Raw genomic sequence first — 24,663 nt, forward strand, 5'->3', positions numbered from 1 at the left:
CCCGCAGGAGTGCCATGCCGCTTCCCCCCTCGATGCGGAACCGGGCTCTCCTCCTCGCAAGCCTGCTGCTCACGGGGTGCGGGCACAGCGACGCCTACGTGGTGGCTGGCATTCCGCAGCAGGAGGGACCGCTGGCCGCGAATGACCCGGTTCGTCTCACCTTCGACACCGGCAAGGATCGCTTTCCCACGCTCGCTCCCGACGACCGGACCCTCTGGTTCTCGTTCCAGTCGGTCGAGCGTACGGACGGCGATCGTTGCCTCGCCTCGATGCCGGCGGCCGGGGGAACCCGAACCGAATACTGCCTGCTGGACTTCGCCACCCGGAACGTCAGGGACGGCTTTGATCAGCCCACCCCGGGGCCGGGTGGACGGCTCCTCTATGCCCGTTTTACGTCAGACATCGGCGCATTTCTCCCCGACTCCGGCTCACTGCTGCTGGCGGATGTGGCGAGCCCGCTCACGGCGCGCACCCTGCTGCGCTTGCCGACCAACATCGACGGGGTCGGCTTCACCTACATCGGCCGCATTCGCTGGCTCGCTCCCGATCGCTTCATCTTCGTGGGCGAAGACATGTCGGTGCGTCGCATCTGCGGCAGTTGCGCGGCGAAGGACACCATCTACCGCGGCAGTGCGCTCATCGATGGACGATTGACGGCGACCGGCGCGGCCTTCGCCGTGATTCCCGGCAGCATCAGCGCCAGCGACTTCGCCATCTCCTCGGCGGGGGACTCGCTCTACTTCTCGCAGACGGATGACGACCCCGTCGTACCACCGCAGCGCTCCAACCGGATCTTCGTGATTCCTGTCGGAGGGGGAACGGCGCGAATCGTCTACACCGGCACGCCTGGTGATACGATCTACTCCGTTGCGCGGATTGGCGGGCGACTCGCCGTGACCTCCAAGGGAGCCATCAACGCAGTCGATCTCACCGCCGGCACGCTCACCAATCTGGCGCGAGCCGGAAGCATCAGCGGCGCGAGCGGCTTCGGGATGGTGAGCGCCAGCAGCGACGGCTGCACGCTGCTGGCGGAGTTCCGCCGTGCCGAGGGCTTCGCGCATACGACGGACCTCTATCGACTGGGGATCGGAGGCGCACCCTGTGTCTGACCGATTGACGATGCTGTTGGTCTTCGGCGGCGTCCTGTCGGCGTGTGGCCACAGCGAACCGTTCGAGTCTCCGATCATGCCACCGCTCGCGGACGCCTTCACGTCGTCGACGCCGACGCAACTCACGTTTGACGAGGGGATGGATCGCTGGGCGGTCTGGAACGAAGACGAAACCAGCATCTGGTATTCGTTCCAGCCGGGAGATCGGGCAGACGGCGACGTCTGCCTCGCCGAGATGCCGGGGCGCGGCGGCACACGGAAGGACTTCTGCCTCACGTCGACCGCGCAGGAGGAACGGCGCGATGCCTTCGACCGACCTGCCCCCGGCCCGGACGGGCAACTCCTCTACGGACACTACACCTCGAACATCGGCATGCTCACGCTGCTGGATGGCGAGCTCGATCTCGCCACCACGGCCGCGCCCCTTGCGGCGCGACGACTCCTCTCGCTCCCCAACAATATTTCGGGCGTGGGTTTCAATCACATCGGTCGCATGCGCTGGCTCGCGCCGGACCATTTTCTCGCCGTTGCGGAAGACGAAACCGTGATCCCGCATTGCGCAAGCTGCACCAAGCGCGACACTATATACATTGGCTACGCCCTGCTCGATGGGCACATCACCGCCAGCGGCGGTACCTTCTCGGTCGTTCCCGGCACGCTCAACGCCAGCGACTTCGTGCTCTCAACGGCGGGGGACTCGATCTACTTCACCCAATCCGACGACCCGGCAGCACCCACCGGCCGCTCCCGCACCATCCTGTCCGTGCCACTGAGTGGCGGGACGCCGAGCGTGGTGTATACCCGGGCCGGGGGCATCTTCTCGATCAGTCGTGCCGGCCCGCGGCTCCTGGTTGCGCTGGGCGATCAGGTGATCGCGCTCGACCAGACGACCGGCACTACCAGCGCGGTCGCCCGCAACGGACTCAATGGCGCCTCGGGGTTCGGGACGGTGACCGGTTCACGCGACGGCTGTCGCGCACTCGCCGAATTCGCTCGACCCATGGGACTCACCTTTGAGACCAACCTCTACCTCGTCTCGACCGGGAACAGTGGCTGTGCGCAGTAGGACAACGCCACGCATCGGCTTGCTCCTCCTGATGGCAGGCGCCGGATGTGGTCACAGCGAACCGTTTCTGACAGGTGCACCGCCGGGCCAGGATGGGCCATTACTGGTCGGCGCGCCCACACGCCTGACCTACGGGGATGGCATGGATCTCGTTGCGTCGATCAGCCCCGATGGCGCGACGCTGCTCTACGCGTTCCAGCCGTACAAGCCACCGCCGCCGGCCACCCTGAGTCGGCCCGACGTCGATCGCTGCATCGGCATCATGCCGGTTGGTGGCGGTTCCCGGCGGGAAATCTGCCGCGCTGACAACGCTGGCCTCGACAGCACCGATGCGTTCGAACAGGCCTCGCTCGGCAGTGATGGCGCGTTGCTCTATGCGGCCTACGCTTCCCGCATTGGCGCGCCCGCGGTCAATACCGGCGCGCTGCGACTCGGCACGGTCGACGCCCCATATCCGGGCAGGGTCCTGCTGACCACGCCGAACTTTGTGTCGGGGCTCTCGTTTGATCATTTCGGCGCGATCCGCTGGATTTCAGCAACCTCGTTCCTCGTGGAAGTGCACGATCAACAGATCTTCAGCAATGGCGGCAACGACACCAGGTCGGACACATTTCCGCTCGGAGTCGGCATCCTTCGTGGCGAGCTGAACGGGGGCCAGGCGACTTTCTCGATGGTCGCGGGCACCGACAGCGCCAGCGGGTTCGACCTCTCGGTGGCAAAGGACTCGATCTATTTCACTCGCCTCGATGATGCCCGGCTCTACGTCGTCGCCATCGCCGGCGGGACCCGCCGGGCGGTATTCACCGAACCCGCGAACGGTGCGACGCGTCGCTACCTCCGTGACCCGGTCCGAATCGGGAATCGCGTTGCCGTTGTTGGTCAGGATTATCAGCAACGCGAAAACCTGAAGTTTCCACCGGGGCAGCCGCCGCTCGGGTTGGGCGCGGGATCGGTGGTCAAGGCCATCGGCCCAGGCGATGGTATCGCCAGCAGCCTCCTCGCGACGAACGGCTCCAACAGCACGCAGGGTTCGTTCGCGGCCTTCGGCGCCCTCGCTGCCTCGCCCGATGGCTGTCGCCTGGTGGTCGAACACCGCATCGTGAAGGAGTCCTCGTTCACGACCGACCTCTACTCCTACTGCCTGGGCACGGGCGGGAGTTGCGTGTGCTCCTGACTTCGCACCCCCGACGCGCCCTCGCAATGACCCTGCTCACCCTGACGGCCTGCGGGCACAGCGAGACCTTTGTCACCGGTACACCGCCCGGCGAGGAGGGCCCCTTGCTCGCAGGCGCGCCGACACGGCTCACCTACAGCGACGGCGTGGATCTCGTCTCCTCCTTCAGTCCGGACGGCAAATCCCTGCTCTTCTCCTTCCAGCCGTTCAAGCCACTCCCACCGGTTGTACTCAGCCGCCCGGATGTCGATCGTTGCATCGGCATCATGCCGGCCTCCGGGGGCACGAGGAACGAGCTCTGCCGCCTGAATACCGCTGGACTCGACAGCACTGATGCGTTCGAGCACGCGGCCGTTGGAGGCGATGGCTCCCTCCTGTACGGCGCGTACGCTTCGACCGTCGGTGCCCTCATCGTCAATACCGGCGCGCTTCGCCTGGGGACTCTGGCCGCGCCATACCCCGGGCGAGTCCTGCTGGCCACACCGACGGTCACCGCCGGCCTTTCCTTCGATCATTTCGGCGTCATCCGCTGGGCGTCCCCCACCACCTTCTTTGTGGAAGTCCACGACCAGACGGTCTTCGGAAATCCCCTCAATGAGGTGAAAAGCGATACCTTCGCGCTGGGGGTCGGCATTCTCAGAGGTGACATCTCGGGGAACGGAGCGGTCTTCACGGCAGTCGCAGGCACCGACAGTGCCAGCGGCTTCGATCTCTCGACCGCCGGGGACTCCCTGTATTTCACTCGACTCGACGATGTCCGCCTCTACTCGGTCCCCGTGGCGGGCGGCACCAGGCGAGTGGTGTACACCGAACCCAATGTCCCTGCGCGCCGGATCGTGCGTGACCCGGTTCGGATCGGAGGCCGCATTGCGCTCGTCGCCCAGAACTACCAGCAGCGCAACACGATCAAGTGGCCCGATCCGCCACTCGGCCTCGCACCGGGATCGACGATCAAGCTGGTTGGGCCAGGTGATGGTGTCGTCTCCTCGTTGGTCGCAACGACAGGGGACTATTACACCCTCGGCGCTCTCGCCGCGTTCGGGGCGATGGCGGCGTCGCCCGATGGTTGCCGCCTGATTGTCGAGCACCGCATTGTGCAGAAGTTCAGCTTCACGACGGATCTCTACAGCTACTGTCTCGGCAACAACGGATCCTGCACCTGCTCGTGAAACAGACGAGGGCGGACGATCCGCGAACGGGATCGCTTGCTGCGATGTGCCTCCCTTTCCCCCGGGTATCTATGCCACGACCGAGGACATACCACTGGCTGCTGGCGAGCGCCGTGCTGGCCGCGCTGGGATGCGGCCACTCCGAGCCGTTCGTGAGCGCGGGTGTCGACCAGCAAGGCCCCTACAACGGCGCCGATCCGCTGCGGCTGACGTTCAACAGCGATGCCGAGTATGGCGCGTCATGGACAGCCGACGGCAAGGGGATCCTCTACTCGTTTGCCGATCCCTCGCGCGCCGACCACGATCGCTGTCTCGCGATCCTGCCGGCGGCCGGGGGCACTCGCCTCTTCACGCTCTGCGACAACCGCCCGGGGCACGCGGATTCGGCCGAGACCATTGCGTCGGGGGCGCTCTCCGACGACGGCGAATTGCTCTACCTCGTGGGAGCGTCACTCCCCATCGGACAGTTGCCGGTCAACATCACCCTCTTCCACGCCGACACCGCGGCGCCGTTCAGTCGACGCACCCTGCTGACGCTGCCCCGCGATGTAGGTGGCGGCCTGCGACCGAACTGGCTGACCGATGTCACCTGGGTGGGGCCGGATGAATTCGTCGCGATGGCCACCGATCTGACCCTGGTGCCACAGTGCATCGGCTGCGCCCTGCGTGACACCGTGTTCAACCCGCTCGGTGTGGTGCGGGGAACCATCGGCGGCAACGGTGCCGCCATGGAGCTCATCGAGGGAACGCTCGGCGCCAGCCACTTTGCGGTGGCCGACGGTGGCGCGTCGCTGGTGATTTCCAAGGGGCTGACGCTGTCGAAGCTGCCGCGGGCCGGCGGCGCGCTGACGACGCTCACCACTCTGCCCGCGACATTCTCGAAGCGCATCGACGACATCAGCTGCCGAGGCAGCGCGTGTGTGGTGCTGACGTATGAGCAGCAACTCGAGCCCGAGCCTCCGCCGCCGTTCTTCGTCGACCTCTGGACGCTGCAACGGATCTCGACGGCTGGCGGGGCCCCCACCATCCTGACGCAAAGCTTCTCGACTCCGTGGCTGCAGGCAAAGGTCTCACCGACGGGATCCGACGTGGTCGTTCGCCAGGGTCCACCGAAGACCGGCGATCTCTATCTCCTCCGGAATCTGCTGCCGTGAGGGGCCCAGTCCTGACCATGCTCGTCCTGGCGCTGTCGGCGTGCGGCCACTCCGAGCCGTTCGTGAGCGCGGGTGTCGACCAGCAAGGCCCCTACAACGGCGCCGATCCGCTGCGGCTGACGTTCAACAGCGATGCCGAGTATGGCGCGTCATGGACAGCCGACGGCAAGGGGATCCTCTACTCGTTTGCCGATCCCTCGCGCGCCGACCACGATCGCTGTCTCGCGATCCTGCCGGCGGCCGGGGGCACTCGCCTCTTCACGCTCTGCGACAACCGCCCGGGGCACGCGGATTCGGCCGAGACCATTGCGTCGGGGGCGCTCTCCGACGACGGCGAATTGCTCTACCTCGTGGGGGCGTCACTCCCCATCGGACAGTTGCCGGTCAACATCACCCTCTTCCACGCTGACACCGCCGCACCGTTCAGTCGACGCACGCTCCTGACGCTGCCCCGCGATGTGGGTGGCGGTCTGCGACCGAACTGGCTGACCGACGTCACCTGGGTGGGGCCGGATGAATTCGTCGCAATGGCCACCGATCTGACCCTGGCGCCACAGTGCCCCGGCTGCGCCCTGCGTGACACTGTGTTCAACCCGCTCGGTGTGGTGCGGGGAACCATCGGTGGCAACGGTGCCGCCATGGAGCTCATCGAGGGAACGCTCGGCGCCAGTCACTTTGCGGTGGCTGACGGGGGCGCGTCGCTGGTGATCACCAACGGGTTGACGATCTCCAAGTTGCCCCGCAGCGGTGGACCACTCACCGTACTGACAACGCTTCCCAATGCGCTCTCCAAGCGGATCGATGACCTCAGCTGTCGAGGCGGGGTATGCGTGGTCCTGACCTTCGAGCAGGAACCTGATCTCAACCCGCCACCGCAATTCGACGACCTGTATAAGCTGCTGAGGATTTCAACGTCGGGTGGCCCCGCCACAACCCTCACGCTCACCTATTCGACGCAATGGCGCCAAGCCAGGGTGTCGCCCACTGGCCCGGACGTCGTGGTCCGGGAAGGCTCTCCCAAGACCGGCGATCTCTACCTCTTCCGGAACCTCCTGCCGTGAAGGACTCAATGACTCTCCCCGCGCACACCCCGACCTGGCGAGGCGCCATGCGCTCGTTGACCCTGCTGCTCCTGTTTGTCGCCACACTCGCCGCTGGTGCCTCGGCCCAGAGTGTCGGCGGAATCGTTGGCACGGTGACCGATGCCGCAACGGGGCGAGTGCTTCGCGGCGCCGAGGTACGGATCGATGGCGGTCGTCGTGCCACGACCACCGACACGCTCGGCAACTACCGCATTCGCGGAGTCACGGTTGGCCTGCATCGCCTGGAAGTCCTCATCCCGGGATTTCGCTCGGCCCAGCGAGAAGGGATCGCGGTACGCTCGGATGAATTCACCCGGGCCGACGTGCACCTCGCGCCAATCGCCGTCCAGCTCACCGAACTGCGCGCCGTCGGCGTGCAAGACCCCGTGCTGGATCCGCTCGCCACCTCGACAGCGCAGCGCATCACTGAGGCCGACCTTCGCCGTCTGCCCGTCTCCTCGCTCGAAGACGCCCTCGCCCTGCAGGCCGGCGTTGTCGGCGAGAGCTACCGCGGCGGGCGCGTCGGGCAGCAGTCGTTCCTGCTCGATGGCTTCGGCGTGAAGAACCAGCTCGATGCCTCCACCGGCGGCCCCGGGATCCGGATCCCACCGGACATCATCACCGAGGCATCACTGATCACCAATGGCTTCTCGGCGCGGTACGGGCAGGCGCTCTCGGGGATCATCAACGTGATCACCCGCGACGGCGGCGATCACTGGCAAGGGCGGGCCGCCTACGAGACCGATCGCCCGCTCAGCGGAAGTGGCGACCTCGGCCTCGATCGCCTCGTGCTGCAGGCCGACGGCCCGCTATTCGGCAAGGTGACCGCGGTCGGGATCCTCGATTTCTCCGGCCGGCTCGATGCCGATCCGGCGAACGCGCCAAAGCCAACCGACCCGCGCGACCCACGCTCCACCACGCCGGCTCCGCTGCCACACAACAGCGGCGAGACCTACACGGTGGGCGGCAAGCTGACGATTCCCTTGAGTCAGCGAGTCGTGTCGCGGCTCTTCGCCCTCGGCACCACCGAGCAGCGGTATCTCTACGATCAGACCTACAAGTACGATCCCGATTTCGCACCGGGCCGTCGCGTCGACGGTCTGCTGCTGACTGGACATGTGCAACTGCTCCCGGGGACGAACACGGCACGCCCGAAGGTGGGCGATCTGCGCATCGGCTATTTCTCGAAGGAGTTCGTGCGCGGCGCTGTGACTGCGCCCGACTACAAGTTCGGTGCCTTCACCGGCGAGCGTCTCCACATTCAGGGCGAGGAACTCGCCAAGCGCCAGGACACCATCGCGGCGAGGTCGGCGCTGAGCGGTTTCGAGCCGCCGCGCTTCTCGGACAACACTCCGTATGGTGTGCAAGGGTTCTTCCTCGGCGGCGCGCCGCAGGGCGAACTGGCGTGGAATCGCTTCTCGGAATTGCGCTCGCAACTTGATATGTCGCTGAGCATTGGCGATCACACCGAGCTCTACGTCGGCGGACTCGCCGCCGCGCAGGACGTCAAGACCTTCCAGCGAGTGCAGGCGTATCGCCCGGTGGGCGGCACCACGCCTCCCGCAACGGCCTCGAATTTCAAGCCGCTCATCAGCGGTGCGTACGTGGAGGCCCAAGCCCGCACCAGTGATCTCGCGTTCACGGCCGGCGTGCGCTACGATGGCTTCGATCCCGGGGGCGACCTGGCTGCGAGCAACAAGAGCCTCGGCGCGCGCAGTTCGATCAATCCGCGCGTCGCCGTTTCGACCGTGCTCAAGGGCGCCACGGTCGTTGCAAGCATCGGCCGCTTCTCGCAGGCCCCCGACCTGCAGTTCCTGGTCGACGCGGCATTCGATGACACCACCCGCACTGGCCGCTTCCGGCAGGGTAACCCGAACCTGGGCTTCGAGTCGGCCACCCAGTTCGAGCTGAGTGCCCGTATCCGGCTCCGTGAACAGACCTCGCTCCGGGTCAACATCTACACCAAGCAACTGGACGGACTCGTCGCCACGGCACCGATCGGCGTCAATCCTGATTCGGCGCAGTTCGTCAACGCCGACGTGGGCAACGTGATCGGCGGCGAATTCATCTTCGAGCGTGCCCGCACCAACGGGTGGGGCGCCCGCATCGCTGCCGTGCTCCAGCGGGCCGAGGCCACGGTCACCGATGCCTTCGAACTGCGCCGACTGGTGCAGATTGACCCCAATACTCACGACACCCTCGCGGCTCCGGCACGCGCATCGTTCCCGCTGGACTACGATCGACGGCTCTCGCTCATCGCGACCTTCGACGGCGAGCTGAACCCCGCCTTCGGTCCTCGCGTTCTGGGGGTGCGCCCCTTCGGTTCACTGCTGGCCTCCGCCGTGCTCCGCTACGGCTCCGGGCTCCCCTACTCCCGAACCGATATCACCGGCGACAATCTGGTGGCCGAGCCGAATGGTTCGCGCCTCCCGGCGCAGTACACGCTCGACATGCTCTTCCGCCGGCCCGTCAAGTTCGGCTCGATGGTGGGTGGCATCTACCTCGACGCGCGCAACATTCTCAACACCAGGAACCAGACGTCGGTGCGGCGCGACACCGGCAGTCCGTTCGCGTCGGAGGCAACCATCACCAAGCTGGCGACTGACGCCTACAACGCCAATCCGAACCCGATCCCGTATGAATCGAGCCGCTATCGTCGTTCGGCCGACCTCAACAATGACGGTGTCATCGCGGGACAGAGCGAACTGCTGCCACTCTACGTGGCGGCAGCCCGTGACTTCACCCAGCCCCTGTTCGTCTACGGCCCGCCGCGCCTGATGCGCTTCGGGCTCGAAGTCCTCTTCTGATGCCAGGACCCCGCATCGGGCTGCTGGCCATGCTCGGTGCGGGGTGTCTGCTCCTCGCGTGTGGTGGCGGGACCGGCCCCACCACCCTCGCCGATGATCCCTGCAACGCCGCAACCTCCTGGGATGTCGCACGTGATATCCCGTACGCCGTGCTGGCGGGCGCCGATCAGAACCTGCTCTCGCTCGACGTCCACCGACCGCATGCCAGCGTGACCTGCGCCGCCCGACCCGTGCTGCTCTGGGTCCACGGAGGCGACTGGCGCGGGGGGGACAAGGAGGAAGTCTTCGAGTCGATGGCCAAACTGGCGACCGAAAGCGGTTACCTGCTGGTCTCGGTCAACTATCGACTCTCGCCGCTCTTCACCGATGGTTCGACACCGGGTGTCACCTGGCCGGTGCACGGCGAAGATGTCTCACGTGCCGTGCGATGGATCGAGCAGCACATTGCCGAGTATGGTGGCGATCCGACTCACATCGCGTTGATGGGGTTTTCGGCCGGAGCGCAAATCGTCGCGGTGCTGGGGGCCGGCCCCGGGTTCCTGCAAAGCGCGGGCGTGGACGTTTCGCATATCCGCTGTATTGCGTCGCTCGAGATCGCCCTCTACGACATCCCCGCCTATCTCGCGGACCACCCGGACGACATCGAGGAGTTTCGCAACATCTTTTCGGCTGACCCGGCGAACTGGGCCAGTGCCTCTGCCGCCGTCATCGCTCGCACCAGCAAGCCGCTTGGCCCCTTTCTGGTCGTCCTGCGGGGCGACGTAGAGCGCCGATCCCGGCAACAGGCCTTCGTCGATCTCCTGCGGTCGAAGGGCGTACCCACCACTCTGGCCGATGTTGGCAATTACGCTCACACCGATGTCTTTTTCCTGCTCGGGCGCGATACCGTCATCACTCCGCCGGTGCGCCGCTTTCTTGAGCAGGACTGTCGTCACTGACATCACCACGGAGTGAGTTATGCCGTTGCTCTTTCTTGCCGTCGGCCTTGCGGCCGGCGTACTCTCCGGGCTCTTCGGGATCGGCGGCGGGGTCGTCATCGTCGCCGCGCTGGTCTCCGTGGGCAAGATGCCGATCCATATTGCCGTCGGCACCTCGCTCGCGGCACTGCTGCTACCGGTTGGCCTGCTTGGCGTCCGCGAATACTGGAAGGCCGGTCACGTTGACCTGCGCGCGGCTGGGCTCATCGCCCTCGGCATCGCGATCGGAGTCTATTTCGGAGCACGCTTCGCCCAGGGACTCACTCCTGTCACTCTGCAGCGCGCTTTCGCAGTCTTTCTCGGCCTGATGGCGCTGCGCACCTGGATCAAGGTCACCTAGGCTAATTTTCCCCAATGACAAACCCACCCGCTCCACTGCCGCGCCGTCGCTTCCTCGGCGGACTCGCCTTCGCCGGGGCGGCCCTCGCCGCTCCCGCCGCCCTGCCCGCCCTCGCGGCGGAAAGCCGTCGCGATCCGGCCGACTGGGATCATCACTGGCTCAAGCAGCTCAAGGCGAAGCACCGCACCTTCTTTGATACCCCGGCGTGGAACGGCGGCGATGCCTTCGGCTATCCGGGCCGCTACCTCGACGCAATGCGTGATGGGTACGGCGCCCCAGAAAGCGACGTGCAAGTCGTGATCGGCTTTCATGGCGCGACCTGGCCGCTCGCGATCGATCCCGAGCGCTGGAATCGCCATCAACTGGGGAAAGTCGTCGGTGTCGACGATGTCGAGGTCAGGACGCGGGCGCTCACCGAGATCCAGAAGCGCGGAGCGATCGTCCTCGTATGCAACAACTCGATGCGTCGCGGCAGTCGTGAACTGGCCGCTGCCCAGCCAGGTGGCGACGCCGAGAAGATCTACGCCGACCTGCGAGCCGGCGTCCTGGCGAACATCGTGGTCGTGCCGGCAATGATCGCGGCTGCAGCGCTCGCGCAGGAGCGCGGCTGCAGTTACATCGGGTGACCAACGCCATGTCCCCTTCCGACTTCGACCATCGCTGGCTCGCGCGGCTCACCGCCCGGCACCGGATCCTTTTCGACGTGCACGCATTCGGCGAGCAGGCCACGCCATTGAATCGCGCCGCCAACTTCTTCGACACGATGCGCGATGCCTACGCCGCGAAACCGGGCGAGGCCCAGGTCGTGCTCTCGCTCCACGGATCATCGGCCCCGATCGCCTTCAACGACGCCGCCTGGGAGAAGTACGCCCTCGGCGAGCGGATGGGGAAAGTGGCGACCGATCCGCTGACCGCGAAGCCAGCGGTGCGCAATATCTTCGCATCGGAAGCGACGACCGACCCGTGGAGCCGGGTTGCTGTCCCGGCACTGCAACGACGCGGCGCGATCTTCCTCTTCTGCAACAATGTGATGCGCTTCCTGAGCACCTCGCTGGCGCGAAAGCGTAACGAAGCGCCCGACGCAGTCCGTGCCGACTTGATCGCGTCGTTCCTTCCCGGGGTGGTGCTGGTACCCGCCGTGGTGGCCGCGACGGCGATGGCGCAGGAACACGGTTGCAGCTACGCCCTGATCAAATGAATCACCGCCATCTTGCGACCCTGCTGCTGCTGGCTGGCTGCGCCGCACCACCGCCGAAGCCGAAGACTGCGGATGCCGCCTACACCTTCACCGCCGCCGATTCATTCCGCACGCCCGATGGATCGCCGCTTCCCGACGGCGAACTGGGGCGCAGCATCCGGCGCGGTCACGCCATCCTCTCCGCCACGCGCGATTCGCTCCCGGACCACGTCGGCAACAAGCTGCGCTGTACCTCCTGCCATCTCGACGATGGCCGACGGCCCGACGCGATTCCCTTCACTGGCGTCTACGCGCGCTTTCCGCAGTATCGCTCACGCTCGGCCAGTGTCTCGCGGCTCGAAGACCGCATCAACGACTGTTTCCAGCGTTCGTTGGTGGGGACCGCGCTCGCCTGGGATGATCCCGCGATGCGCGACATCGTCGCCTATCTGGCGTTCGTCTCACGCGGCATCAAGGTGGGAGCGAAGGTCCCCGGGCAGGGGTTGCCGCTGGGCGAAGCGACCGGAGGGGACACGCTCGCTGGGTCACTGATCTTTGCGTCGACCTGTGCCCGCTGTCACGGGGTCAATGGTGAAGGAACGCCGCTCGCGCCGCCGACCTGGGGCGACGCCTCATTCGGTATCGGCGCAGGAATGGCGCGGCTCCGTTCGGCCGCAGCGTTCATCCGCCACAACATGCCCTACGACCGCGCCGTTACCCTCACCGACGCCGAAGCGGTCGACGTCGCGGCGTATATCGTTTCGCGCCCACGACCAGACTTCGTGGGAAAGGAACGCGACTGGCCAAAGGGCGACCCGCCGGTCGATGTCGCGTATCCCACGACCGCCGGACGCGGCCCCGCCAAGCCCTAGACTTCAGCTCCGCGCGTGAATAGCCGCAGCTTCGCGCGCGAGTTCCTGGTGGTCGAGAATCGCGAGCGGCAACTCGAGTAGGGCGGCGAACCGGGTATCCAGCGCCGCCGCGGTTTCCCGGAAGGCCTGCCGCAGAGTTGCGTCGTCGGCACCCGCGGAGACCGGATCTTCCAGACCCCAGTGCACCATCGTCGCACCCGGCAGGATGGGGCAGGCATCCCGCGCTGCGTCGCAGACCGTGATCACCAGATCCCACCCGGCCGAAGCGACCTCATCGATTCCCTTCGAGTGCTTTCCTTCCCAGATGATCCCTCGTTCGGCGAGCACTTCCCTTGCCATCGGGTGTGGTGCGCGGCCCGGCACCGCACCAGCACTCGCCACCATGACGAGGTCGCCGCCACGATGGAGCAACAGTGCTTCGGCGAGCTGAGAGCGCGCGACGTTCGCGGTGCAGAGTATCAGCACCCGTAGCGGCTGTGCGCGCCGTACCAGCACCGCCGCAGTCGCGGGGCAGGCGTGATGGAACTCCACCGTTGCCTGCAATGCGTCGGGGACCTTCTCGCGAGGAACCTGGCGGAATCCGAAGCGCGGAAAGAATCCGATCGCGCTGATGGTGAGCAGCCAGACCTTTTCGAGTCCGCGCGCCCGGGCCTCTGCGATGGCGCGTGCCGTGAGCTGGTGGCCCACGGCGTGCCCCTGCGCGGCCGGTGCAACGACGACCGACCGCAGCAGTGCGTCGCGCCCGCGAATCTCGAGGCCCGCGGCGCCGATGACTTCACCGGCCGATTCAGCCACGAAGAAATCGCCGAAGGATTCGGCCACGCCATCGCGAGGCAGCTCTGCCTCGGCGAGCAGTGCGGTCACTGCGGGAAGGTCGTGAGCCTGCGCCGCGCGAACCCTGATGTTCACGCGACCTCCGGCTTCCGTGCCCGGATGAAGCCGGAGAAGACGTGTCCGTCGATTTCTGCAGGATCAATCTGGCCGGCGAGCCCGGCGTCGGCGAGAATCTGGGCTGCATCGCTGCCGCAATACTCGCGCGTCGGCTCAATGCTGGCATCCGCGAAGCCAGCCGCTGTCAGCATCTGCACGAACTCCTCCTGATCGAGCGCACCGGCCACGCAACCGGTCCAGAGCGCCATGCTGTCGCGTACGGCCGCGGGAATCTCGCCGCGCGTGAGTACGTCACTCACCGCGAAGCGACCACCCGGCCTCAAGACACGGAAGGCCTCGGCCAGCACGCGCGACTTTTCGCCGGACAGGTTGATGACGCAATTCGAGATGATCACATCGACTGATGCATCCGGGAGCGGAATGGCCTCGATCTCGCCCTTGAGGAACTCGACATTGGTCACCCCCGCCCTGGCCTGATTCGCACGCGCGATCTCGAGCATCGCATCGGTCATGTCGAGCCCGTACGCCTTCCCCGTCGGACCGACGCGCCGCGCAGAAAGCAGCACATCAATGCCGCCACCCGATCCGAGATCGAGCACGGTCTCGCCGGCACGAAGTTCGGCCAGCGCGGTCGGATTGCCACAACCGAGCGAGGCCGCAACCGCGAGAGTCGGAACCTCAGCCGATTCGGCGCCGGAGTAGAGATTGGCAGTAATCGGGTCGGCGCCGCAACTGCTGCCGGTGCCACAGCAGCTGGCCTTCGATCCGGCAGCGGCCTGGCGGGCCGCTTCACTGTAGCGCTCGCGTACGATCGTGGTGAGTTCAGAATCGCTCATCGAGACAACTCCATCAAAAAACGTTGATGTATCAGCGAAAAAAAGAGGAGACTAGCCACAGCAACCGCCGCCGAGCACCGGGAGTGTATGAATCGGACGCAGACTTACGACAGCGTCGTGCAGCTCGGTCATCGCCTCGGGAGCGAGGGTGTAGAAGCTCCACCGCCCTTCGCGACGGTCGGTCACCAGTCCCGCCTCGCGGAGCACCCGGAGGTGGAATGAGAGCCGCGACTGGGCCGCATCCAGATCGGTGACCAGGTCACAGACGCAGCGCTCCCCGTGACGCAACGCCTCGATGATTCCGAGCCGGGTCTCATCCGAGAGCGCATGGGCCAAGGCGGCGGTCCGTTGCCGGCTGGAGGCGAGTGAAGTGGTCACCCGTAGACTCTAATCAATATTTCTTGATGGGTCAATACCCGCTACCGAATGGCAGGGCCGAACAGGAGATCCACCGGGTAAGCGGCGGATGCGGCAATCCAGGGTGCCGCTTCACCCGGCCGGCCGGCGGACTCGAGCAGAGCCGCCCGGCGGCGGCGCTCGAGCGACCCGTTCACCCAGAGCTGGGAATGCGCTCCCGCTGGCGCAGTGAACACCAGCTGCTCGAGTCGCGCGAGCGCCGCCGCGCTGTCACCGCGGGCGAGCAGCTGCAGTGCCTGGAGTGAGAGCGCATAGCTGCCGCCGCGCCGTGGCAGCGTGAGTTCACCGAGCTTCGGACTCGCCAGTGAATCAATCGCGCTCTGCACCCCGCGCGCATCGTTGAGCCGGGCCGAGAGCTCACCCGCGAGATAGAGCCGCAGGGTACGACTCGAGGGCGGCAAGAGCGAATCACCTCCCGTCGATTCACTGCTGTCCACGACGAAGCGCATCACCCGCTCGCGCAGGGTGCGCAATTCGGCCGGACGCGTGGTTCGCGAGGGCGCGAGCGCCATCGCGACCTCGAGCTCGAGCGCTCCCCAGCGCCAATCGTGCTCCATCGCCACGCGTTCCGAGTCAGCGCGCGTCCAGTCACCCACCGCACCAAAGAGCGCGGCACGCAGTGTCCGCGCCTGCACGCGGGAGTCACGCGGAGCAGTCGGCCCGAGCAGCGGCGCGGTGAAGTCGAGTGCCTCGAGCGTGCGACCCGCATCGAAGCCGATCGAGCTGGCGCGACGGAGTAGTACGGCTGCGGGCAAGGTTGCTGCACGCGCGACCTCGCGTTGCAACGGCAGGGTGTCGTCGCTCCAGGCGCTGCGCATCCAGCCGAAGGTGCTGTCGGCAGCGCTTCCCATGACAGCCCGGAGGCCAGCATAGCTTCGTTGCGCCAGCGCGGTATCGTGCGCCGCGAGCGCGAGTTGCAACAGGCGCTGCCAGCCTGCGGCGGCAGGCCGCAATTTCACACTGCGTTCGAGCGCGGGCCGGGCACTCATTGGGGCGCGACCAACCAGTGCGCCGGAACGATAGGCAATCTCGCCCTGGGCTGCGGCAACCTCCGGTGAATCGGGGGCCGCTTCGGCGAGGGAATCGAGCGTGGTCAGTGCCTCGTTGGTGGAGCCGGCGCGCCAGCGCTCGAAGCCGTGGACCAGCGCCGCGCGCGTTGCATCGAGGGTGCTGCGCAACGAGTCCGCACGCGTCGCCGCAGAGTCTGCGAGCGCACCATTCCCCTGCGCATCGGCGCTCCGGGCGAGTTGGTACCAGAGCCAGGCGTCGCGGGGATGCGCCGTGACCGCGAGCACATACGCCGCCACTGCCGCATCGTCGTCGCCGCGGTCGAGCGCCTTCTGGCCGAACGCGGCGGGGGAATCGCGACGAAAGAGCAGCCCTCCGACTGCGGCCAGAAACAGCACCGCTGCTGCAACGGCGAACCAGCGACGATTCGATCGACGGGGGAGTTCCGTCTCGTCTGCCGCGGCCACGCCGAGAGGTTCGGCAATCACCGGGGCTGGTGCGCTCTCCGCCTCGGTCGGAGACACGGATTCCATTGCTGCCGTCGGCTCATCGGCAACAGCTTCTGGCTCAGGCAGGGCCAGCGCAATCGGCGCGTTCCAGTCGGGCGCACTGGTGGCGGCCCTGGCGGCGCGCCGAGCCGCGCGACTGAGCTCCTGATACTCGGTATTGAATTGCGCCCGCGTTGCCTCAAGCCATTCGGCGAATCGTTCGCCGACATCCAGCACGACACCGTCGAAGAACGGACCCTCATAGATCGCGAGCGCGGTGGCGGTGTCACCGCCTGCACACGCGTCACGAAAGCGCGAGACGTCGGTGGTGACTCGATCGCCGTGAAACGCCACGAGATTGCCGGTGGCGAGGAGCGAATCACCGTTTCCACCCCGCCACAGTGCCGTGAGCGCCTGGGCGACGGCCGCGCGCCCCTCGGCCTCAGGCAACTCCCCCCAGGCAAGCTCGCGCAGCTCTTCCACGCTGACGCCGGCATCAGCGACCGCGGCGAGCACGGCCAGCATTGCCACCCCACTCGGCTGCAGAAAGAGCGCGCCAAGCGGTCGTTCGGCAGTGACCCGGAAGCCACCGAAACAGGAGAGGTGGATCAGCGCCGCTGAGCCACCTCCCGAGTCATCCATCACTGCGTTCCTTCCACGAGCTATCCCCTTGCCAGCATCCGGTTGATCGGCTTCACCAGGAGCGCCAGGACCACGGCGAAGATCAAGGCGTACACCGCGATCGCAGTGAATAGTGTCGGCAGTTCGAACGATTCATACAGGGAGGCCACATTCCCGCCGATGTAGTTGCCCACCGAGGTCGCGAGGAACCAGACCCCCATCATCAGCGAGGCGACCCGTGCCGGCGCCAGCTTGGTCATCGCCGAGAGCCCGACCGGCGAGAGGCAGAGTTCGCCCACGGTCTGGAGGAAGTAGCAGATCAGCAGGAACCACCAGCCGACCTTGTTCCCCTCACCGGCGATCTTGGCGGCCGGTACCATCCAGGCGAACGAGATCGACACCATCAGCAGGCCGAAGGCGAACTTGGCCGGCGACGACGGATTCTTCGCCCCCATCTTGACCCAGATCCAGCCGAACACCGGAGCGAGCAGGATGATCCAGAGCGAGTTGATCGACTGCCACATCCCCGACTGGAAGGGCTTCCCGAAGATCACGTTATTGGTGCTGCGATCGGCAAAGAGATTGAGCGTCGAACCGGCCTGTTCGAAGACCGACCAGAAGACGGCCGCGCCGAGAAAGAGGACGGCGATCACGATCAGCCGCTTGCGCTCTTCCGGTGTCCACTTGGCCGCGAGGAAGAGCCATGCGAAGAAGGCAACCACCGTGAGGAGCAGCAACGCGCCGAACCAGGTGTTGACCTTGCTCGCCGTGATCTCGATGACGCCGCTCGAATTGAGCACCGCGAGCAACGCGAGCACACCAACCACGAGTCCAACACCGCGCCAGAGCAACCGGCGCAGCTGCGCGTGCTCTTCGGGGCCACTGACGGGTGCCGGGTGCAGGCCAGCCTCGCCCATCGCCTTGGCATCGACGACATACCAGATCAGCCCGAGCGCCATGCCGACAGCGGCAGCACCGAAGCCCCAGTGCCACGAATTGTGCGCCGAGATGCCCCACCCCTCGAGCGTCGCCTTGAAGCCCGGGCTCTGCGCGAGGTAAGCGGTCACCAGTGGCGCCGAGAAGCCACCGAGGTTGATCCCCATGTAGAAGATCGAGAAGCCGCCGTCACGACGAACATCTTCGGGCGCGTAGAGCTGGCCGACGATGGTCGAGATGTTCGGCTTGAGCAGGCCGGTGCCTACGACGACGAGACCCAATCCGAGGAAGAAGAAATTCTCCACCGGAATCGCGAGGGCGATATGCCCCAGCATGATCACGACGCCGCCCCAGAACACCGCCTTCCGCTGGCCGATGATGCGGTCGGCGATCCAGCCGCCAGGGAGCGAGAGCATGTAGACCAGCGAGGTGTACACGCCGTAGATCGCACCGGCCTTCACGACCGGCCAGCCGAGGCCACCGGCATCGACCGGCGCCGTCATGAAGAGGACCAGCAGTGCCCGCATGCCGTAGTAGGAGAAGCGTTCCCACATTTCGGCGAGGAAGAGTGTGCGCAGTCCGGCGGGGTGACCGAAGAATCCGGTCTGGGGAGGCAGCGTCGTCACTTGGGCTCCGAGAGTTTTTTCTTGAGCAGGGCGAGCTGGGCTTCGACCGCCGATTCTCTGGCACGCTGGTCGAGCACGAGGTGGTCGATCAGCGACGGTCCGGCATCGGGGTCCTGATCGGGGGCGGTGGACGGCGGGGTTTGGCCGAAGGGGATACCGCGTGAGGCAGACTGGTATTGCTGTTTGGTGGCTTCGTAATCCCGCTCGGCGAGGCCGAGCTCATCGCGCTGCACCAGCACCTTTCGTTCGAGCAGGTCGACCTTCTCACGCGCCTTGGCGGTGAATTCCTCGGCGATCCGGGTAGTCTCGGCGTCGTCGATTTCGGCGGCCATCTTGCCCCGCCGTTCGTAGTCGGCCATTTCGCGCCGCGCCACGTCAAGCTCGCGTTCGCTCTTTTGCAGGGCTTCCCGCAATTGCCCGATCCCGATCTTGAATTCGACCAGTGCCTCGCGGAGGCCGGCGGCCTGTTCCCGGGGATCAGGGCGCGCGGCAAAGAGGCGGTCGAGCTGGAGCTTCAGGTCGTCGAGATTCATTCCGTGGGTGGCAAGAGGAAGGCAGCGGAATGGTACCCGCCGCAACGCGCCGTGGTCAAGCAACCACCCGCTTAGATTGGACCGTCTCCGACACCTTGAGGTTCGCAGTGATCCGCCACGTTCCCCCCAGCACCATCCTCCTGGCCGCCCTGCTGGGTTGCGGCAAGAGTGATGGACCGTCGGCGGCGTGCGGCATCTCGGCCCTTACTGCCCCGCTCGTCGTCCTCGAGTCGTTTGGCCAGGGAAACCTCCTCGATCACGTGCCGGCCGATGTCCCGACGACGGTCGCGGTGCGCTTCGTCGCCGGCCCGGCGGTGCGCGCCCCGCTCCAGACAGACTCGGCCGGACACCTGCGGGTCACTCTGGCCGGTCATCCCAAGGGGACCAAGGTGGGGTACGGCGTGCTCGTGGCCGATGGTCTTGATCGGGTCCAGGGGGTGGTGGCCTTCGAGGGTGCCCCGGTTCCCGGTGCCACCGCGCTCGGGCAACTGGTCTTCCCCGACACCGTCGTTCTGCTGCTCGGCGTGCGCCTCGACCCGCGGCGCATTGCCGACGCGCGCTGTCCCCTCTTCCCGGATTCCCTGCGATGAGTCGTCCCCGTATCGGTATCGCCGCGGTCACTCGTGAAAGGAATGGTCAGTACATCGCTGGCGTCAGCGTGCCTTATGTGCGCGCCGTGCTCGCCTCGGGCGGACTCCCGATTCTCATCACACCGGAGTTCTCACCCGAGGAAGCGCTGGAACTCTTCGGCGAATGCGACGCGCTCCTGCTCACTGGTGGTGAAGACGTCGACCCGCTTCGCTACGGTGCCGCTGCGCATCCGATGCTGGGCGGAACCGACCCGCGGCGCGATGCCAACGAACTCGCACTCATCGCCGATGCGCGCGCTCGTGATCTTCCGATCCTCGGGATTTGCCGGGGGATCCAGATTGGCAACGTCGCCTTTGGCGGCACCCTGATCCAGGATCTCCCGTCCGAACGCCCCGGCAGTGTCGACCACGATCCGCCGACCGCGCGTGATCGCGGCTCGCATACCGTCTCGATTACTGAAGGGAGTCGCCTGCACGCGATCTACGGCGCCACCACCATCGATGCGAATTCATTCCATCATCAGGCACCGGATGCGCCCGGCGCGGGGCTCGTCGTGACGGCGGTGGCACCCGATGGCGTGATCGAGGGACTCGAGAGCTCCAACCCGGCCGAGTGGATCGTCTTCGTCCAGTGGCATCCCGAGGAGCTCGCCATGCATCCGGAAGCGGCCGACCTCAAGCTCTTCGCTGCCCTGGCTCAGGCGGCGCGACGCGCGTGAGCGACACCGCGCGCATCGTCCACATCGCGAGCGGTCGCGAGTGGCGAGGGGGACAGAAGCAGGCCTGGCTTCTCGCGCGTGAGTTGCGTGACCTCGATTGTCCCCAGATTGTCGTGACCGGCGTCGGCACCGAACTCGAGCGTCGACTTCGCGCCGAACAGATCGAGGTGCACGCGGTCGGGTGGCAGGCCGGACTCTCGCCCGCTGCCGCGCGCGCGGCGTGGGTCGAGAGCCGCCGCGGTGGCGCGATCCTGCACGCGCACGATGGTCATTCCACCACCATTGCCGGCATGGCCGCGACACTTTCCCGGGTGCCCTACATCGCGACGCGTCGGGTGGATTTTCCGCTGCGTCGGCTCGGTTTCTGGGGCCGTGCCGATCGGGTTGTGGCGATCTCCGATGCGGTGCGCAACATCGTCGTGCGTGATGGCCTCGAGCCCGGCCGGGTGCCGGTGATCCATTCCGGCATCGATGTCGTGTCGGTCGCTGCCACCTCTCCCGATGGTGCGCGCGCCGCACTGGGGTTGCCGCTCGACCAGCCCCTCGCGGTGGCGACCGGCGCGCTGGTCGATCACAAGGATCACCGGACCCTCGTCGCTGCCGCGGCGCACGCCCGCAAGAGCTGCCCGGAACTCATCTGGGCGGTCGCCGGCGAAGGGCCGCTCCGGAACGAACTCGAGGCGCAGATCGCGCATCTCGATCTTGTGGGGACGGTTCGGCTGCTCGGTCACCTCTCCGACCCGCTCCCACTCGTGGCCGCTGCCGACTGTTTCGTGACCTCCTCCAAGGAGGAAGGGCTCGGTACGGCAATGCTCGATGCCATGGCGCTGGGTCGTCCGGTCGCCGCAACGGCCGGCGGCGGAATCCCGGAGATCCTTACCGGGGAGAGCGGGCTGGTGGTGCCGGTGCGCGATCACGAGGCACTCGGCGATGCCGTGGTCAGGGTCGTCACCGATCCTGCCCTGGCTGGCACCCTTGGCGAGCGCGCCCTTGCCCGCGTGGCTCACTTCTCGGCCCGACGGATGGCGGAGGCGTATCTGGCCCTCTATCGTTCGCTGATGCCCACACCGACCGGACGATGATCTACTTCTGCATTCCCAGCCATAACGAAGGCAGCACCATCGGCCTCCTGCTCTGGAAGATTCGCCGCGTCCTCGAGGACAGCGGTCGCGAATACCAGATGCTCGTGGGTGACGACGCCTCGACCGATGCAACCACCGAGGTGCTCACCCCGTATGCGAAGGTGTTGCCACTCACGGTACTGCGATCGGAGCGTCAGCTCGGCTACGCCGCCACCATCGAACGGCTGTTGCAGGAAGCGCTCAAGCGGAGTGATCGGCACAAGCGCGACGCCGCGATCATCATCCCGGGTGACTTCGCGATCGACCCCGCCGATCTCCCCGAGTTCCTGAAGCGACTCGATAGCGGTGCCGATGTGGTCGTGGGTGAAGCAACACTCGAAGGTGAACCGGATCGCTGGCGGCGGATGGTACGAGAGTGGGCGCCGCGCATTCTGGGAAGTCGAGTTCGTGTGCCCGGGATTCGCGATGTCGTCTCCGGCTTTGCGGCCTTCCGACTGGTCGCGCTGCGCAATGCCTTCCGCGACAAACCGGGTGCGTGGATTGCCACGGAAGGATGGGCGGCACGCGCCGAATTGCTGGCGTGGGCCGCTGCAGGCGCCCGACGCGTCGAGTCCGTTCCAGTGGTGGAACGCGCCGATCGTCAGCAGCGTGAGAGTCGCTATCAGGCGTGGCCGCTCGCGCGGGAACTCTGGGCCGCGCGCAAGCAGCTCGTCGCGCCTCCAGTGGCGATGAAGCCGCCCCGTGAAGATCGGCCGCCCCGGACGGCCCCGACGAAGGAAGCTGCGTGATTGCTCTCGGACTAGTGATGCTGATGCAGGTTGCTCCCGTCGCCTTGCAGACCGGACCGAAGATGTCAGCAGTGCCGTTCGGCGTGGGCGAGGTGCTCGAATACAAGGGGAAGTTCGGCATCCTCAGTGCCGGCGCGGCCACGCTCAGCGTGCTCCCGAACGACACCATTCGTGGCGTGAACAGCTGGAAGTTCTCGCTGACGTCGGGGATCAAGGTCAACGCGATCTGGAAGTTCGAGAACTCGACGACCCTGGTCTCGTGGACCGGCCTCGACGACTTCGTGTCGCGACGTTTTACCAAGCGGCTCGAGGAAAACGGCAAGATCCGCAATGAAAACTTCCTGATCTTCCCCGATTCCGGATATTTCCGCCGTAACGCCGATGCGCCGAAGCCGACGTCCAAGGCGCCGCTCGACGACGTCGCCTTCATCTACTACTTGCGCACCCTCCCGCTCGAGCTGAAGCGGACGTACAAGTACGACCGCTACTTCCGCAGCGAGAAGAATCCGGTCACGGTCGAAGTGCTCAAGCGCGAAGAGATGGAAATGCCCGACGGCACCAAGGTGAAGTGCCTGGTGCTTCATCCGGTTGTCGACGAGCCGAACGGGATGTTTTCCAAGACATCCGACGCGAGGATCTGGCTGACCGACGACGCACGGCGCATCCCGGTGCGGATCGAGACCAGCTACACCTTCGGCACGGTCTCTCTGATCCTGCAGAAGATCACCCTGCCGCACGGCACCGGATGACCTGGCGCGAAGCCGACCTCTCGAAGCTGCGCACGGTGCCATTCGGCGGCCGGCGCAACAAGGTCGACCCTTCATTGCTCGCGACGCCCCCGGGCGCGGACCACTCGTTCCGCGCCTTTCTCGCATCACTCCCCGACGTGCTCGCGGCGCGAGACCTTCGCCTTGTAATCGAGAAGGTGGCCGCGGCCGCAGCGGCGAAGCGCGGCGTCGTTCTCCTCCTCGGTGGTCATGTCATCAAGACTGGCCTGGGGCCCCTCCTCGGCACCTTGCTCGAACGCGGCATCGTGACTCACGTGGCCATGAACGGGGCCGCCGCGATCCATGACTTCGAACTCGCGGCCTTCGGCGGGACGAGTGAAGACGTCGAAGCGGGGCTCGTTGACGGCACCTTCGGAATGGTGGAAGAGACCGGCCGCGAGATGAATCAGGCCATCACCGCCGCCGCGGCCAGCGAGCGCGGCCTCGGTGAAGGTCTCGCCGATGCCCTCGCCGAGCGGGCAACCCTGGCGGGCCCCGAGGCATCACTCCTGTTGACGTGCCGCTCGCGCGGGGTACCGTTTACGGTGCATCCGGCGATTGGCGCGGAGATCATCCACCAGCATCCGGCGATCGACGGCGCCGCACTCGGCGCCACGGCGATGCGCGATTTCCGACGGCTGGCCGGCTCACTTCCCGACCTTCACGATGGCGGTGTGGTGCTCAATCTCGGCAGTGCGGTGGTGATGCCCGAGGTCTTCCTCAAGGCGCTGACCATTGCGCGCAATCTCGGTGAAGGACGTCCCACCGGATTTCTCGCCGCCGACTTCGACATGATCCGCCACTACCGCCCGCGCATGAACGTGGTCCAGCGGCCGACCCGCGGGCACGGGATCGGCGTCTCGATCACCGGCCACCACGAGGTCATGCTGCCGCTGCTCGTATGGGGCATTCTCGACGCCATCGGAACAGCCACGTGAAGCGCTCGCTGCTCGTGCTCCTGCTCGCCGGCTGCGGGGCGCGCACGCAGACCCCCATCGCGGCCCCGTCACCCTCCGGTTCGCTCGAAGCATTTGCGGCGGACTCCATCGCCGGACTCCTGATTGCGCGCGCATTCAACGCCGACGTCGCATTGCAGGAGCCCGATTCGCTCTATGTGGAAGACGCCGAGATCATCGCGAACGGGGAGCCGCGCGCCGATGCACCGCGGATCGCCGGGATCGGACTCGAGGGCAAGATCCAGATGGGGTCGAGCCGCATCACCGTGACAGGGAACTTCGTGTTCGGCTCGGTGGAGTACCGCTGGTTGCCACACACGGTGGGCGAGAGTGCCAGTGAAGGGCGCGCGACGTTTGTCCTTGGCCGTACCAAGAGCGGTGCCTGGCGCATCCTGCACCTTCACTCATCAACACCGCCCGCAGAAACTACTCGGCCGGCGCGCCCCGATAGTACGGAACGCACCGGCCGATACTGAAT

At 66.3% G+C, this 24,663-nt stretch carries 25 protein-coding genes; 19 read left to right on the top strand and 6 right to left on the bottom strand.

The window, feature by feature from the left end; all coding sequences use genetic code 11:
* The first annotated feature begins 14 nt into the window (after window positions 1–14).
* The 12 genes from V4558_01635 to V4558_01690 all read left to right on the top strand — a co-directional run bounded on the left by V4558_01635 (window position 15) and on the right by V4558_01690 (window position 12,927).
* The gene (locus V4558_01635) at window positions 15–1,109 is read left to right on the top strand and encodes a hypothetical protein (GenBank protein MES2304175.1); all 1,095 of its coding nucleotides are present in this window, start codon (window positions 15–17) and stop codon (window positions 1,107–1,109) included.
* Entirely contained in the window at window positions 1,102–2,175 is a 1,074-nt protein-coding gene (locus V4558_01640; protein MES2304176.1) for a hypothetical protein, read from the top strand. Before V4558_01635 ends, V4558_01640 begins: the two co-directional genes overlap by 8 nt.
* Window positions 2,165–3,349 carry a hypothetical protein gene (locus V4558_01645; GenBank protein ID MES2304177.1) on the top strand — a complete coding sequence of 395 codons (1,185 nt, stop codon included), beginning with the start codon at window positions 2,165–2,167 and terminating at the stop codon, window positions 3,347–3,349. Before V4558_01640 ends, V4558_01645 begins: the two co-directional genes overlap by 11 nt.
* Window positions 3,340–4,518 (top strand): hypothetical protein, encoded by a 1,179-nt coding sequence (locus V4558_01650; protein MES2304178.1) that lies wholly within the window; start codon window positions 3,340–3,342, stop codon window positions 4,516–4,518. The genes V4558_01645 and V4558_01650 overlap by 10 nt, the downstream gene beginning before the upstream one ends.
* Before the next feature lie 71 nt (window positions 4,519–4,589).
* Window positions 4,590–5,672, top strand: a complete 1,083-nt coding sequence (locus tag V4558_01655; protein ID MES2304179.1) for a hypothetical protein — start codon at window positions 4,590–4,592, stop codon at window positions 5,670–5,672.
* Window positions 5,669–6,733 (top strand): hypothetical protein, encoded by a 1,065-nt coding sequence (locus V4558_01660; protein ID MES2304180.1) that lies wholly within the window; start codon window positions 5,669–5,671, stop codon window positions 6,731–6,733. Before V4558_01655 ends, V4558_01660 begins: the two co-directional genes overlap by 4 nt.
* Window positions 6,734–6,780: 47 nt before the next feature.
* The gene (locus V4558_01665) at window positions 6,781–9,561 is read left to right on the top strand and encodes a TonB-dependent receptor (GenBank protein MES2304181.1); all 2,781 of its coding nucleotides are present in this window, start codon (window positions 6,781–6,783) and stop codon (window positions 9,559–9,561) included.
* Entirely contained in the window at window positions 9,561–10,499 is a 939-nt protein-coding gene (locus tag V4558_01670) for an alpha/beta hydrolase (GenBank protein ID MES2304182.1), read from the top strand. Before V4558_01665 ends, V4558_01670 begins: the two co-directional genes overlap by 1 nt.
* 19 nt (window positions 10,500–10,518) lie before the next feature.
* Window positions 10,519–10,878: a sulfite exporter TauE/SafE family protein gene (locus V4558_01675; GenBank protein ID MES2304183.1), complete on the top strand. Its 360-nt coding sequence runs from the start codon at window positions 10,519–10,521 to the stop codon at window positions 10,876–10,878.
* Window positions 10,879–10,892: 14 nt separating this feature from the next.
* Window positions 10,893–11,504 (top strand): hypothetical protein, encoded by a 612-nt coding sequence (locus V4558_01680; GenBank protein ID MES2304184.1) that lies wholly within the window; start codon window positions 10,893–10,895, stop codon window positions 11,502–11,504.
* An 8-nt stretch (window positions 11,505–11,512) separates the two neighbouring features.
* Complete coding sequence (locus V4558_01685) at window positions 11,513–12,076, top strand: hypothetical protein (protein ID MES2304185.1); 564 nt, start codon at window positions 11,513–11,515, stop codon at window positions 12,074–12,076.
* A complete protein-coding gene (locus V4558_01690) occupies window positions 12,073–12,927 on the top strand; it encodes a c-type cytochrome (protein MES2304186.1) in 855 nt (284 codons plus the stop codon). Before V4558_01685 ends, V4558_01690 begins: the two co-directional genes overlap by 4 nt.
* Before the next feature lie 3 nt (window positions 12,928–12,930).
* Here the strand turns inward: V4558_01690 and arsN2 are convergent, their stop codons facing one another.
* Genes arsN2 through V4558_01720 form a run of 6 tightly spaced genes read right to left on the bottom strand, consistent with a single transcriptional unit; the run spans window position 12,931 to window position 19,283 of the window.
* The gene (gene arsN2 / locus V4558_01695) at window positions 12,931–13,836 is read right to left on the bottom strand and encodes an arsenic resistance N-acetyltransferase ArsN2 (protein MES2304187.1); all 906 of its coding nucleotides are present in this window, start codon (window positions 13,834–13,836) and stop codon (window positions 12,931–12,933) included.
* Complete coding sequence (locus V4558_01700) at window positions 13,833–14,654, bottom strand: arsenite methyltransferase (GenBank protein MES2304188.1); 822 nt, start codon at window positions 14,652–14,654, stop codon at window positions 13,833–13,835. The genes arsN2 and V4558_01700 overlap by 4 nt, the downstream gene beginning before the upstream one ends.
* Before the next feature lie 51 nt (window positions 14,655–14,705).
* Window positions 14,706–15,032: a metalloregulator ArsR/SmtB family transcription factor gene (locus tag V4558_01705; GenBank protein ID MES2304189.1), complete on the bottom strand. Its 327-nt coding sequence runs from the start codon at window positions 15,030–15,032 to the stop codon at window positions 14,706–14,708.
* Between the two features lie 41 nt (window positions 15,033–15,073).
* Entirely contained in the window at window positions 15,074–17,209 is a 2,136-nt protein-coding gene (locus tag V4558_01710) for a hypothetical protein (protein ID MES2304190.1), read from the bottom strand.
* Between the two features lie 20 nt (window positions 17,210–17,229).
* A complete protein-coding gene (locus tag V4558_01715; GenBank protein ID MES2304191.1) occupies window positions 17,230–18,750 on the bottom strand; it encodes a peptide MFS transporter in 1,521 nt (506 codons plus the stop codon).
* Window positions 18,747–19,283 (bottom strand): hypothetical protein, encoded by a 537-nt coding sequence (locus V4558_01720; protein MES2304192.1) that lies wholly within the window; start codon window positions 19,281–19,283, stop codon window positions 18,747–18,749. The genes V4558_01715 and V4558_01720 overlap by 4 nt, the downstream gene beginning before the upstream one ends.
* A 107-nt stretch (window positions 19,284–19,390) precedes the next feature.
* Here V4558_01720 and V4558_01725 point away from each other — a divergent pair, with 107 nt between their 5' ends.
* The 7 genes from V4558_01725 to V4558_01755 are packed head-to-tail and all read left to right on the top strand — an operon-like array spanning window position 19,391 to window position 24,661.
* Window positions 19,391–19,873 carry a hypothetical protein gene (locus tag V4558_01725; protein ID MES2304193.1) on the top strand — a complete coding sequence of 161 codons (483 nt, stop codon included), beginning with the start codon at window positions 19,391–19,393 and terminating at the stop codon, window positions 19,871–19,873.
* On the top strand, window positions 19,870–20,592 hold the full coding sequence (locus V4558_01730) for a gamma-glutamyl-gamma-aminobutyrate hydrolase family protein (GenBank protein MES2304194.1): 723 nt from the start codon (window positions 19,870–19,872) through the stop codon (window positions 20,590–20,592). The genes V4558_01725 and V4558_01730 overlap by 4 nt, the downstream gene beginning before the upstream one ends.
* Complete coding sequence (locus tag V4558_01735) at window positions 20,589–21,674, top strand: glycosyltransferase (GenBank protein MES2304195.1); 1,086 nt, start codon at window positions 20,589–20,591, stop codon at window positions 21,672–21,674. The genes V4558_01730 and V4558_01735 overlap by 4 nt, the downstream gene beginning before the upstream one ends.
* Window positions 21,671–22,462: a glycosyltransferase family 2 protein gene (locus V4558_01740; GenBank protein ID MES2304196.1), complete on the top strand. Its 792-nt coding sequence runs from the start codon at window positions 21,671–21,673 to the stop codon at window positions 22,460–22,462. Before V4558_01735 ends, V4558_01740 begins: the two co-directional genes overlap by 4 nt.
* The gene (locus V4558_01745; GenBank protein ID MES2304197.1) at window positions 22,459–23,211 is read left to right on the top strand and encodes a DUF3108 domain-containing protein; all 753 of its coding nucleotides are present in this window, start codon (window positions 22,459–22,461) and stop codon (window positions 23,209–23,211) included. Before V4558_01740 ends, V4558_01745 begins: the two co-directional genes overlap by 4 nt.
* A complete protein-coding gene (locus V4558_01750) occupies window positions 23,208–24,167 on the top strand; it encodes a hypothetical protein (protein ID MES2304198.1) in 960 nt (319 codons plus the stop codon). The genes V4558_01745 and V4558_01750 overlap by 4 nt, the downstream gene beginning before the upstream one ends.
* Window positions 24,164–24,661, top strand: a complete 498-nt coding sequence (locus V4558_01755; protein MES2304199.1) for a hypothetical protein — start codon at window positions 24,164–24,166, stop codon at window positions 24,659–24,661. The genes V4558_01750 and V4558_01755 overlap by 4 nt, the downstream gene beginning before the upstream one ends.
* Window positions 24,662–24,663 lie beyond the last annotated feature (2 nt).

The organism is Gemmatimonadota bacterium, assembly GCA_040388535.1.
Lineage (GTDB): Bacteria > Gemmatimonadota > Gemmatimonadetes > Gemmatimonadales > GWC2-71-9 > Palsa-1233.